The organism is Flavobacterium chryseum, assembly GCF_004362015.1.
Lineage (GTDB): Bacteria > Bacteroidota > Bacteroidia > Flavobacteriales > Flavobacteriaceae > Flavobacterium.
Window position 1 is genome coordinate 435,184 of sequence record NZ_SNWW01000003.1, and the last position, 12,320, is coordinate 447,503.

The following is a 12,320-nucleotide window of genomic DNA, read 5'->3' on the forward strand; positions in this document are numbered from 1 at the left end:
AACTACAAAATCGCTCTAAATAGGCAAATTGAATCATTCCTAACTTAGTTTTTTGTAATTTGGCTCATCAGAAAAACCCAATCTAATGAGTAAAACAGTGCGCAAAATATTCTTCTTGTTTTTCATCGCCTGTTCTTTTTCAGCTGTTTTTGCACAAAATCAAAAAATAAGCGGAACTTCTCTTTCTCATTTTAACCTTGATGTTGATACATTTTTAGGTTATGATTCTTTTGGATATTCGTATCAAATTAAAAATAATGTCTTTACTAAAACCAAAGGAAATGAGGCCTTTGAATACAAAAGCATTTCATTAGGAAACATTACTAAAGTCGATCTTCAAAATCCGCTTAAAATCGTATTGTATTATGACGATTTCAACACTGTTTTGTTACTGGACAATCAGTTAAATAAAATTACAGAGATTAATTTTTCTCAAAATGCAATTCCAATTGTGGTAGATGCGATTGGAATGTCAACTCAAAACCAGTTATGGGTTTATAATGCTTTGAACCAGCAAATAGGCCTTTTTGATTATTTAAAAAATGAATACAAAACGGTTTCTACGCCATTAACAGAAACGATTAAATATTATCAAACCGATTTTAATACTTTTTATTGGATTGATAAAAAGAATAATTGGTTCTCTTGTGATATTTTCGGAAAAACAACTTCGCTGGGAAAAGTTTCTGATTTTGACAGAATCGAAATTATTAACGCGCATCAATATATTTTTAGCAAGGATAATTTGCTGTATTTTAAAGACATTACTGACACAAACTCAACTACAATTTCTGAAATTGAAATTTTACAAAAAACCTTTGACAATTTCTGCTACAAAGACCAAATTTTATCTATTTTTACAACCAAGGAAATCACAAATTATAAAATCGTAACACCGTAATGCACATAGCAATAGCAGGAAATATAGGCGCAGGAAAGACTACTTTAACTAAATTATTAGCCAAACATTTTAAATGGGAGCCTCATTATGAAGATGTAGTAGATAATCCGTATTTAGATGATTTCTACCACCAAATGGAACGTTGGTCGTTTAATTTACAGATTTATTTCCTGAACAGTCGTTTTCGTCAGGTTTTGCAAATTCGCGAAAGCGGAAAAAAAATTGTTCAGGACAGAACGATTTATGAAGATGCTTATATTTTTGCTCCCAATTTATATTCTATGGGATTAATGACAAGCCGTGATTTCGAAAATTATACTTCTCTTTTTGAATTGATGGAATCTTTGGTGAAAGCTCCAGATTTATTAATTTATTTAAGAAGTTCTATTCCGAATTTAGTAGGTCAGATTCACAAACGCGGACGCGAGTATGAAAACTCAATTTCTATCGATTATTTGAGCCGTTTGAACGAAAGATACGAAGCTTGGGTTCAGACTTACAGCAAAGGGAAATTATTGATTATTGATGTTGACAATATCAATTTCGTTGATAATCCGGAGGATTTAGGTAACATCATTAATAGAATTGATGCTGAATTGAATGGGTTGTTTTAGAAACACAGATTTCAATTTTCATTCAAAAAAATAATTCAAAAAGTCCAGATTATAATGGACTTTTTTTATTTTAAATCAATAATAAACCATGATTTTTAAAACTATTACCAAACCAAAAATATTTTTAATAAGCCTTGTATCATTAACTTTAGCAATTTATTTATCTTTCTCAATATTTGCTAAGAAAGCGTTTGAGGCTTATTTTTGGATACCAATACTTATTTATTTAATGATTCAATATTATTTGTTTTACATAAGTAGAAAAACAGAAATTAGAAAAACAGCTTTAATTAATTTAATCATTTCTTCTATTTTAGGTGTGTTTTTAACGCTCTTACTGTTATATTTTATAGCAATGCGTATGGTAATAGGATCAACAATGAAGGGTTAGTATTAGGAATTAACAGCTTACTTAAATCCATAAAAAATGCCTCTATTATTTTAGAGGCATTTTTATTTTTTTTTATTTTCTAATTTTCATATCCATATTAATACCTAACAGGTTTTGCAAACCTGTTAGGATATTATATCCAAGAATAGCTAAAATTACTTCGCAGCTTCAATTTTTGCTTTTACTTCTGCTTCGCTTCCTTCGTAAACTTCTGTCGTTGTTTTTCCATTTTCGGTTTTGGTTACAGTTCCTACGGTAACACCATTCGTTGTTGCTAAATTAACCTCAACACGGTTTTTATCGTATTTAGTCGTATCGAAACAATCTGTTTTTTGATGCGCATATTTTCCGTTTGCATCATAATGAGCCAGACATTTTGCAGTTTCTTCGGCTGTACAACCTTTTTCTTTGCACATTTGAATGCATTCTTCTTTGGTCATTGCTGATAAATCGCCACATTTAGAATTCATGCCGGCATGCATTTCAGTTTTAGCACAACAGGAACTTTTTTCAGAAATAAGTGAAGATGAATGTCCTTCTCCTAAAATTGGCGCAATCACCAATCCGATTAAACAAGTTAGTTTGATTAAAATATTCATTGATGGTCCTGAAGTATCTTTAAACGGATCTCCAACTGTATCTCCGGTTACAGCAGCTTTATGCGCATCTGAACCTTTGTACGTCATTTCTCCGTTGATTAAAACTCCTGCTTCAAAAGATTTTTTAGCATTATCCCAAGCTCCTCCGGCATTGTTTTGAAAAACAGCCCAAAGCACGCCTGAAACGGTAACTCCTGCCATATATCCGCCTAACATTTCAGCAATTAATTGATTGTTATGACCGTAAACTAATTTCCCTAATAATACAATTGCAATTGGGAAACCAATAGTTAAAATTCCCGGAAGCATCATTTCGCGTAAAGCGGCTTTTGTAGAAATTTCAACACATTTTCCGTATTCCGGTTTTCCGGTTCCTTCCATAATTCCAGGAATTTCTTTGAATTGACGACGAACTTCGTACACCATATCCATAGCGGCTTTTCCAACAGAATTCATGGCCAAAGCCGAGAAAACTACAGGAATCATTCCTCCCACAAATAACATGGCTAAAACCGGCGCTTTAAAAATATTGATTCCGTCGATTCCGGTAAAAGTTACATACGCTGCAAATAATGCTAATGAAGTTAAGGCCGCAGAAGCAATTGCAAAACCTTTTCCGGTTGCTGCCGTTGTATTTCCTACTGAATCTAAAATGTCAGTTCTTGTTCTTACTTCTTTTGGTAATTCACTCATTTCTGCAATTCCTCCGGCGTTATCAGAGATTGGTCCGAAAGCATCAATTGCCAATTGCATTGCTGTTGTCGCCATCATTGCTGAAGCAGCTAAAGCAACTCCATAAAATCCTGCTAACGCATATGAAATCCAGATTGCGGCAGCAAATAATAATACGGTTGGAAATGTAGAAATCATTCCTGTTGCTAAACCTGCAATTACATTTGTTCCTGCTCCTGTTGATGATTTTTGTACAATTGCCATTACGGGTTTTGTACCTAATCCTGTATAATATTCCGTTACTGATGAAATAGCACCACCAACAACCAATCCAACTAAAGTTGCGTAGAAAACACGCATTGATGAAATATCTTTAGAACCTTCGCCGAAAAAGCTCATTTGCATCGTTTCAGGCAACATATATTGTACTAAAAAGAAACAGGCAATTGCAGTTAAAACAATCGAAACCCAGTTTCCTATATTTAATGCTTTTTGTACTTGTGCTTCTTTCGCGTTATCATCTGATATTTTTACCAAAGTCGTTCCGATAATTGAAAATAGAATTCCAAAACCGGCAATTGCCATTGGTAATAAAATTGGACCAATTCCGCCAAAAGCATCCTGAATGTTTCCGCCCATATCTTTGATTACGTAGTTTCCTAAAACCATTGCAGCCAAAACTGTTGCTACATACGAACCAAATAAATCAGCTCCCATTCCTGCAACGTCTCCAACATTATCTCCTACGTTATCTGCAATTGTTGCCGGATTACGAGGATCATCTTCCGGAATTCCTGCTTCGACTTTACCCACTAAATCTGCACCAACATCGGCAGCTTTTGTGTAAATTCCACCACCAACTCTGGCAAACAAAGCAATTGATTCCGCACCAAGCGAAAACCCGGCTAAAGTCTCTAAAACTTTGGTCATATCTTCAGATGAAGTCCAGACTCCATTCATAAATATCTGAAAGAAAACAATAAAAAATCCTGTTAAGCCTAAAACAGCTAAGCCTGCAACACCTAAACCCATTACAGTTCCGCCTCCAAAAGAAACTTTTAAGGCTTGTGGCAAACTTGTGCGCGCTGCTTGTGTAGTTCTAACATTTGTTTTAGTGGCAATTTTCATTCCCATATTTCCAGCCAAAGCTGAAAAAAATGCGCCAAAAATAAATGCTACTACGATTAAAATATGTGTGGTTGGAACAATATAAGAAATTCCGGCTAAAACTATACTGGCAGCAATTACGAAAAAAGTCAGTAATCGGTATTCTGCTTTCAAGAAGGCGAGAGCCCCCTCGTAAATGTAATCCGAAATCTCTTTCATCTTGCCATCACCGGCATCTTGTTTTAAAACCCATGTTCTTTTTATTGCCATGAAAAGTAATCCTACAATTGCCATAACAATTGGCAAGTAAATCATAAATGCATTCATAATATTTTAATGGTTTTGGTTAATAGTCAATAAACTAACTAAACGAATTTAAACAAAAAAGCAATACTCCTAACGGAGTATTGCTTTTTTTATAAAATATGAAGGCAAAAATTATTTAATACTAAATAATCCTTCTGGTTTGTTCTCAATATCGTTAAAACGTTTAGTACACTCTGCAATAATTGCGAAAGCTTCGTTTACGTCTCCCCATCCTTCTACATCTACTTGTTTGTTTTCAAGATCTTTGTATACCTGAAAGAAGTGTTCGATTTCCTTTAATAAGTGTGCATTGATATCTGAAAGATCATTTAGTGAATTCCAAATTGGATCTGAAACCGGTACACAAATAATTTTTTCGTCTGGTCCTTTGTCATCTGCCATATGGAAAACACCAATTGGTTTTACTTCGATAACACATCCAGGAAAAGTTGGTTCGTTTATTAAAACCAATACATCAAGAGGGTCACCGTCAAGAGCTAAAGTTTCAGGAATAAATCCGTAATCAGCAGGGTACATCATCGAAGAGAATAACATTCTGTCGAAACGCATTCTTTTGATTTCAAAATCGTACTCATATTTATTTCTGCTTCCTCTTGGTATTTCGATTAATACATCGAAAGTCGTTAGTTTGTCTGCGGTCATTTTCGTTTTTTATTATATCTATAATTTCGACTGCAAAAGTAACCAAACAATCCTTTTTTCACAATAAAAAACTATAATAATCTACGTACTTTTCTTTTAAATAACAGACAGTTAATATGTAATTTTTCTATTTCGCTTATTTAGGTAATAATGCCAGAGTAAATAGGTGGCATAAGAGCGATAAGGACTCCATTGTTCTGCATAAATTTCCATCTCTTGTTTGTCGTGAATATTAAGTAATTCTTTGATGGTATTGATGACAGCAATATCGCCAAGCGGAATTAAATCCGGTTCTTGTAAACAAAACATCAAGTAAATATCAATCGTCCAATTCCCTATTCCTTTCAATTTAATAAGCTCTTCGCGAACTTGTTTTGCTGATTTTGTGGCTAAACTTTCTATATCTAGATCTTTATTTAAAACAGCTTCTGCTAAGATTTTAATGTATTTTGTTTTTTGACGGCTGACACCAAGACTCCTATATTCTTCATCTGAGAGAATTACCATCGTTTCAGGATCGCAAGTTGTGTAAGCTTTTATTTTTAAGAATGTGGCTTTCGCCGAATCTACAGAGACTTGCTGTTCAAGAATCAATAGTACCAAAGTTTCAAAACCTTGTGGACGTTTTGGAATTTGTGGTAATCCATATTTCTCAATAATTTCCTGAAATATTGGATTTTTGGTTGATAGAAAATCGATAGCTTCCTGCATGGTTTATCTTTTAATTCTGATTCAAAATTAAGAAAAATGAGATCAATTCTGGCAAAGATGCAGAGGCTCAAAGTTTTTTGCACGCAGATTTTGCAGATTTAAGCAGATTTTTTTAATTATTAAAATGTGATTTAATAGATAGCAAGAGCAGAAACAATAATAACATCTGTGTTTATCTGTTTAAATCTGCAAAATCTGCGTGAAAGTCTTCAATCTTCTTTTAATTAATATCGAAAAACGCCAAGCTGCAAGAAATTAACTTAGCGGCTTGGCGTCTTTGTGGCAATACTTTTAACCTTATTAGAAATAGAATCCGAACGATCCTTTTACTGCAAATTTATTAGCATCCGGAGCGTTTAAATAACTTCCTCTCCAGGAGAAATCGATTCTGAAAACTTTGAATATATTACCAATTCCGGCATTGTATTCCCAGTATACATTTTCAGGTGCATTGTAAACCTGATCAGAAGCATTGATGGCTCTGTTTTCACTTGAAATAGTTCCGTAAACTCCTTTTACACCAACAAATTCTCTCCAATTTAGTTTTCTCATAAATGGAATTCTGGCAAATAACCTTCCTCCAAAATCATGATTCCATTGCAAAGTGGTATATTGATCTGTTATGAATTCGTAGAAATTTAAGTTACTAAACGTATTCTCAATCGTAAAATAAGTCTGGTTTCCTGGAATTACACTCATCAATCCTAACGGAATTGTACCAAAGGTTTTTCCGGTTTCCAAAATAATATTAGATCTTCCTAAAGGTCCTATAATAATAGGCTGCTTATAGAATAATTGTATTTTTTCGTAAGCAAAATCACTTTGCATCACGCCTTTAATTCCATAACTGAAATTAACAAAGAAATGACTGAACGGACTATCAACAAGATCGCGTTCTACACCAAAACCGATTGTTTTACGTTTTGGCATAATCTCGAACTGAACATTGGCTTCAAACTGTTTTACTTCGCTTGCAATAACACCTGCAGGATTTTCTGGCGTTGGCAAAGTCGTATAATAATCTAAGCTAAACGTTGGTGATGCTGATGCTAATGTTCTATATGAAATACCGGCCTGAACCACAAAGTTTTTAATTGGCTCCATTTCTACAGAAACGTTGCTCAGGTTAATGTTGGTCAGTTTTCCGTTGCTTCCTGTTGTAAACAAGGCAGATGAAGCAAAACTTCGTCCTAAAATATCGTTTGTTGTTGTTAAACTGGCTCCAATTTGTTCGATGTCGCGCCTGTTTCCTCCAGAGATAATAAGGCGTTTTTGCTTATCAAGCATCCATTTTCCTGATACTCCGTATTTGAATTTATTATCATCAAAACCATACGCTGTATAAGCTTGTACACGCCAAGGATCATTTGGTCCAAAATAGGTTCTTCCTCCAACTCTTAATCGCAAACCTTCGACTTCGTTGTACCCAAATGTGGAAAAAATGGGTCCGTAATCGAAGTTTTTAAATTCGACATAACCACTTCCTAAAATGGAAACTAAACTATAAAGCTGCTTAAATCTTTTGACGGTTTGCAAAGTGTCGAGCATTTTATAAATCCCCTGCTCGTCTTTGTTGAGTTGTTCAAAACGATTCTCTTCCCAAAATTCATCCGGCCGTTCATAAACAGCGTTGTCTATAAAATTGACTTCTTCTTTATAAAACTTCTCCGGTTTTGGAATATTGAATTTATGATTTCTAAATAATGTAGTTCGTTTTCCGTAAACTCCTTTTGATTTTTCTTTTTTATTCAAAGCAAAATCAGACATCATATAATCTCTCGTTAACAGAAAAACAGAATCATTTTGTACTTCGAATTCCTGTTCGATATAAATATCTTTTACCCAGTTAATATTGGCACTTTTGGTAACGCCCATATTAATTTTCTTGATGGCAAAAGTGGTATCATTTACCCAAAAATCTCCTTTAAAAGTCAATTCGTTTTTACGTCGCGGATAAAAAACAATATTATAACACCATTTTTTATCGATGTAAGCACTGTCTTTCAGGACATAATTATAAACATCAATTCCTGTTCTTGAAAGCGGGCTTGTGAAACTTTTGTCAAAAAATTTAAGGTGATTGTCGTAAATATTATAATCTGAATAAAGATCTTTTACAAAGGCTAAAATCTGTTGATTACCGTTAAATCCAGATGTTTTACTTCCGTTAAGGTTTTCTTTTACTTTCTTTAGTGTATTATCTCCGTAAACATCATAAACCGATTCGTTGATGAAAATTGGTAAATAGGTTTTTCCGGTAACATCAGATGTATCAACGTGATCAAACACAAACTCCATTCCTTTAAAGAGTTTATTTTTCATAAAAGCACTGTCAATCGTATTCATATCGAATTCGACTTTTTCGTACTTCTGCATCTGATATTGATTGAATTGGTAAAGTCCGTTTTTACGTTTTCTTTCCCAAATTTTTCTCAAAATATCCAGTGCCGGATTATTTTTCTTAGATGTTTTTCCAGTAAAAATTACAACTTCGTTTAATGCTTCGGCTTCGCCTAAAACAATTTTAAAATCGTAATTCACCGCTTTTTCTAAAGGAACTTCTCTATCTGAAAATCCTGCCGAAGTAACCAGCAAAGCAGTATAAGTATTTGGCGATTCAAGATAAAAACGACCGTCTTCGTTAGAAACTATTCCGGTATTTGAACCTTTAAAAACAACATTAGCAAATGGAACTGGCTGATTTGATTTATCCAAAACAATTCCGCTCACTTTAGTTTGTGCAGTAGCAATATTTGCGAGCGCAAATACAAAAAATAGACTGAGTAAAATTACTTTTTTTATCATCTGGCAAAAAAAAACTTCATCAATTAATATGACTGATGAAGTTTTATAAGAATGTTTAATTTACTATTTGTACATTACTTTCTTAACTGCTTTTACTACATCAGCTGCGTTTGGCAACCAGTCTTTTAGTAAAACAGGAGAGTAAGGCGCAGGTGTATCTGCAGTTGTAATACGTTGTATTGGCGCATCAAGAAAATCAAAAGCTTGTTCTTGTACGATATATGTTATTTCAGATGAAATACTTGCAAATGGCCAGGCTTCTTCTAAAATTACCAAACGGTTTGTTTTTTTAACAGATTTAAGAATTGCTTCGTTATCCATAGGACGTACTGTTCTTAAATCGATAATTTCACATGAAATTCCTTCTTTAGCTAATTCATCAGCTGCAATAAAAGCTTCTTTGATGATTTTTCCGAAAGAAACAATTGTAACATCTTTTCCTTCACGTTTAACATCAGCAACTCCTAATGGAATTGTGTATTCTCCGTCCGGAACTTCACCTTTGTCACCGTACATTTGCTCAGATTCCATAAAAATTACAGGATCATTATCGCGAATTGCAGATTTCAAAAGTCCTTTTGCATCATAAGGAGTTGACGGTACAACAACTTTAAGACCCGGAGTATTTGCAAACCAGTTTTCTAAAGCTTGTGAGTGTGTTGCTCCTAATTGACCTGCAGAAGCAGTTGGTCCACGAAAAACGATTGGCACATTAAATTGTCCACCAGTCATTTGACGCATTTTAGCAGCATTATTTATAATTTGATCAATACCAACTAAACAGAAGTTGAATGTCATGTACTCTACAATAGGACGACAACCATTCATAGCTGATCCTACTGCAATTCCTGTAAAACCAAGCTCAGCAATTGGAGTATCGATTACTCTTTTTTCGCCAAATTCAGCAAGCATTCCTTTTGAAGCTTTGTATGCTCCGTTGTATTCTGCAACTTCTTCGCCCATTAAATATATGGATTCATCGTGACGCATTTCTTCGCTCATCGCTTCGCAAATGGCCTCTCTAAATTGTATTGTTCTCATATTTATATTGTATGTTGAATTTTCTGAAGAGCAAAAATAAATATTTTAAATAACTTAAAAGCATAAATTGAATTTAAAATCACATGAACTTCTTTCCTGATTTGGTTTTTAACTTTTTAAATTTTATTGTACAGTTTACGAAATCGATATAATACCCGATTTGTGACATAAAAATCATTTTACACAAATTCAGCTTTATTTGTGTAAATCTAAAATTTAGTAGAATTGTCTTTCAAAATAAAACAACTTTAGACACAGCGTAAATAATCTCAACTTTAAGTCCTACATGACTATTCTGAAATTGCAAATTCCTTAAGGATCAATAGAAATGACTGCATTTTCACTTTTAAATCACGATAAAAAGACTTCAAAAATTCATAATCTTCGAAAACGTAATAGTTTTTAAAAAATATTATGCATGCATAGTATATTATTCCGATTTTAATTTCTAAATTTGTAAAAGAATATTATAAATATAAAATATATACTTATGAAAATATTAGTTTGCATCAGTCATGTACCTGATACTACTTCAAAAATCAACTTCTCCAATGGTGATTCAGAATTCGACACCAATGGTGTACAATATGTGATTAATCCTAATGATGAGTTTGGTTTAACTCGTGCTATTTGGTTTCAGGAACAACAAGGCGCTACTGTAACTGTAGTAAATGTTGGAGGTCCTGATACTGAGCCAACTTTGCGTAAAGCATTGGCAATTGGTGCAAATGAAGCAATTCGTGTAAATGCTAATCCTACTGATGGTTTTTTCGTTGCAAAACAATTGGCTGAAGTAATTAAAACCGGTGGTTACGATCTTGTAATTGCAGGAAAAGAGTCTTTAGATTATAATGGAGGAATGGTTCCTGGAATGATTGCAGGAATTTTAGGTTCTAACTTTTTAAACTCTTGTACAAGTGTTACTGTTGAAGGAAACAATGTAAAAGCGGTTCGTGAAATTGATGGTGGAAAAGAAACGGTAAGTACTACTTTACCTTTAATTATTGGTGGACAAAAAGGTCTTGTTGAAGAAAAAGATTTACGTATCCCGAACATGAGAGGAATCATGACAGCAAGAACTAAAGCTTTAACAATTCTAGAGCCGGTTGATGCTCCTGTAAATACAAAAGCAGTGAAATTTGAAAAACCTGCTCCAAAATCAGCAGTGAAATTAATTTCTCCTGATAATTTAGATGAGTTAATTAATTTATTACACAACGAAGCGAAAGTGATTTAAGATTGTAGTCCCGAATTCTCGGGATAGATTTTAGATTGCAGATTGTGCAATACGAAATCTAAAACCAACATTTGATTCACTTCAAAATCTAAAATCAATAATCATTTTAGATTTCAATTTTAAAAAAATCTGAAATCTAAAATCTAAAATCTAAAATTATTATGTCATTATTAATATATGCAGAATCTGCAGAAGGAAAATTTAAAAAAGTAGCTTTTGAATTAGCTTCATATGCTAAAAAAGTAGCTGAAACATTAGGAACAACAGTTACGGCTGTAACTGTAAACATTAGCGACGTAAGCGAATTATCTAAATACGGAGTTGATAAAGTATTAAAAGTTACAAACGATAAATTAGCAGGTTTTACCGCTAAGGCTTACGCCGATGTTATCAAACAAGCTGCTGAAAAAGAAGGAACAAAAGTTGTTTTGCTTTCTTCTACAACAGATAGTATTTATCTTTCATCATTGGTTGCTGTGGCTTTAAATGCTGGTTTTGCATCTAACGTTGTTGGATTACCATTAAGCACTTCTCCTTTTCAGGTAAAAAGAAATGCTTTCTCAAACAAAGCTTTCAATATTACTGAAATTAGTACAGATGTAAAAGTTCTTGGTTTGGCTAAAAACTCTTACGGAATTTTCGAAAGTGCAGGATCTGCAACCGTAGAAGATTTTAATCCATCAATTGGAGACAATGATTTTGGTGTTAAAGTAGAATCTGTAGAAAAAGTATCAGGAAAAGTATCTATCGCTGATGCTGATGTTGTAGTTTCTGGCGGACGTGGTTTAAAAGGACCGGAAAACTGGGGATTAGTTGAAGATTTAGCAGCTGTTTTAGGCGCTGCAACTGCTTGTTCTAAACCAGTTTCAGATTTAGGATGGAGACCTCACAGCGAGCACGTTGGACAAACAGGAAAACCTGTTGCGACCAACTTGTATATTGCTATTGGTATTTCCGGAGCTATTCAGCATATTGCAGGAATCAACTCATCAAAAGTAAAAGTAGTTATCAACAGTGATGCTGAAGCGCCTTTCTTTAAAGTTGCTGATTACGGTATTGTTGGAGATGCATTTGAAATTGTTCCTAAATTAACAGAGAAATTAAAAGCTTTCAAAGCACAACATTCTTAATTTAGAAATCTCTATAAAAATATAGCTGCCTAAAAACAAGATAATCGTATCTTTGCTTTAGGTGGCTTTTTTGTTCCATATTTTTTGATTAAAATTGCACCTTTATTTTTTAATTAAAAAAAGTACTAAAATGTGGCATTAAC

General features: G+C 33.6%; 10 protein-coding genes. 5 read left to right on the forward strand and 5 right to left on the reverse strand.

Features of this window, described 5'->3' with window-relative positions; all coding sequences use genetic code 11:
• Positions 1-85 precede the first annotated feature (85 nt).
• The 3 genes from EV143_RS08370 to EV143_RS08380 all read left to right on the forward strand — a co-directional run bounded on the left by EV143_RS08370 (position 86) and on the right by EV143_RS08380 (position 1,906).
• Positions 86-901 carry a hypothetical protein gene (locus tag EV143_RS08370; RefSeq protein ID WP_133507507.1) on the forward strand — a complete coding sequence of 272 codons (816 nt, stop codon included), beginning with the start codon at positions 86-88 and terminating at the stop codon, positions 899-901.
• On the forward strand, positions 901-1,515 hold the full coding sequence (locus EV143_RS08375; RefSeq protein WP_133507508.1) for a deoxynucleoside kinase: 615 nt from the start codon (positions 901-903) through the stop codon (positions 1,513-1,515). Before EV143_RS08370 ends, EV143_RS08375 begins: the two co-directional genes overlap by 1 nt.
• 88 nt (positions 1,516-1,603) lie before the next feature.
• Positions 1,604-1,906, forward strand: coding sequence for a hypothetical protein (locus tag EV143_RS08380; RefSeq protein ID WP_133507509.1), 303 nt, complete (start codon positions 1,604-1,606; stop codon positions 1,904-1,906).
• Between the two features lie 155 nt (positions 1,907-2,061).
• On the opposite strand, the gene EV143_RS08385 is transcribed toward EV143_RS08380, so the two are convergent.
• From EV143_RS08385 to EV143_RS08405, 5 genes are all read right to left on the reverse strand, one after another.
• Positions 2,062-4,611 (reverse strand): sodium-translocating pyrophosphatase, encoded by a 2,550-nt coding sequence (locus EV143_RS08385; protein WP_133507510.1) that lies wholly within the window; start codon positions 4,609-4,611, stop codon positions 2,062-2,064.
• 111 nt (positions 4,612-4,722) lie between these two features.
• Positions 4,723-5,253 (reverse strand): inorganic diphosphatase, encoded by a 531-nt coding sequence (locus EV143_RS08390; RefSeq protein ID WP_127337859.1) that lies wholly within the window; start codon positions 5,251-5,253, stop codon positions 4,723-4,725.
• A 111-nt stretch (positions 5,254-5,364) separates the two neighbouring features.
• Positions 5,365-5,964, reverse strand: coding sequence for a DNA-3-methyladenine glycosylase family protein (locus tag EV143_RS08395; RefSeq protein ID WP_133507511.1), 600 nt, complete (start codon positions 5,962-5,964; stop codon positions 5,365-5,367).
• A gap of 300 nt (positions 5,965-6,264) precedes the next feature.
• Complete coding sequence (locus EV143_RS08400; RefSeq protein WP_410503699.1) at positions 6,265-8,769, reverse strand: DUF5686 family protein; 2,505 nt, start codon at positions 8,767-8,769, stop codon at positions 6,265-6,267.
• A gap of 63 nt (positions 8,770-8,832) precedes the next feature.
• Positions 8,833-9,810, reverse strand: coding sequence for a pyruvate dehydrogenase complex E1 component subunit beta (locus tag EV143_RS08405; RefSeq protein ID WP_133507512.1), 978 nt, complete (start codon positions 9,808-9,810; stop codon positions 8,833-8,835).
• Between the two features lie 490 nt (positions 9,811-10,300).
• Between EV143_RS08405 and EV143_RS08410 the strand changes: the two genes are divergently transcribed.
• Both EV143_RS08410 and EV143_RS08415 read left to right on the forward strand, forming a co-directional pair.
• A complete protein-coding gene (locus tag EV143_RS08410) occupies positions 10,301-11,047 on the forward strand; it encodes an electron transfer flavoprotein subunit beta/FixA family protein (protein WP_133507513.1) in 747 nt (248 codons plus the stop codon).
• Between the two features lie 161 nt (positions 11,048-11,208).
• The gene (locus tag EV143_RS08415) at positions 11,209-12,177 is read left to right on the forward strand and encodes an electron transfer flavoprotein subunit alpha/FixB family protein (protein ID WP_133507514.1); all 969 of its coding nucleotides are present in this window, start codon (positions 11,209-11,211) and stop codon (positions 12,175-12,177) included.
• Positions 12,178-12,320 lie beyond the last annotated feature (143 nt).

What these genes read in the sequence shown, in the direction of transcription:
- EV143_RS08370 (WP_133507507.1), top strand. Translation starts at nt 86, where the DNA reads ATGAGTAAAACAGTGCGCAAAATATTCTTCTTGTTTTTCATCGCCTGT.
- EV143_RS08375 (WP_133507508.1), top strand. Translation starts at nt 901, where the DNA reads ATGCACATAGCAATAGCAGGAAATATAGGCGCAGGAAAGACTACTTTA.
- EV143_RS08380 (WP_133507509.1), top strand. Translation starts at nt 1,604, where the DNA reads ATGATTTTTAAAACTATTACCAAACCAAAAATATTTTTAATAAGCCTT.
- EV143_RS08385 (WP_133507510.1), bottom strand. Translation starts at nt 4,611, where the DNA reads ATGAATGCATTTATGATTTACTTGCCAATTGTTATGGCAATTGTAGGA.
- EV143_RS08390 (WP_127337859.1), bottom strand. Translation starts at nt 5,253, where the DNA reads ATGACCGCAGACAAACTAACGACTTTCGATGTATTAATCGAAATACCA.
- EV143_RS08395 (WP_133507511.1), bottom strand. Translation starts at nt 5,964, where the DNA reads ATGCAGGAAGCTATCGATTTTCTATCAACCAAAAATCCAATATTTCAG.
- EV143_RS08400 (WP_410503699.1), bottom strand. Translation starts at nt 8,769, where the DNA reads ATGATAAAAAAAGTAATTTTACTCAGTCTATTTTTTGTATTTGCGCTC.
- EV143_RS08405 (WP_133507512.1), bottom strand. Translation starts at nt 9,810, where the DNA reads ATGAGAACAATACAATTTAGAGAGGCCATTTGCGAAGCGATGAGCGAA.
- EV143_RS08410 (WP_133507513.1), top strand. Translation starts at nt 10,301, where the DNA reads ATGAAAATATTAGTTTGCATCAGTCATGTACCTGATACTACTTCAAAA.
- EV143_RS08415 (WP_133507514.1), top strand. Translation starts at nt 11,209, where the DNA reads ATGTCATTATTAATATATGCAGAATCTGCAGAAGGAAAATTTAAAAAA.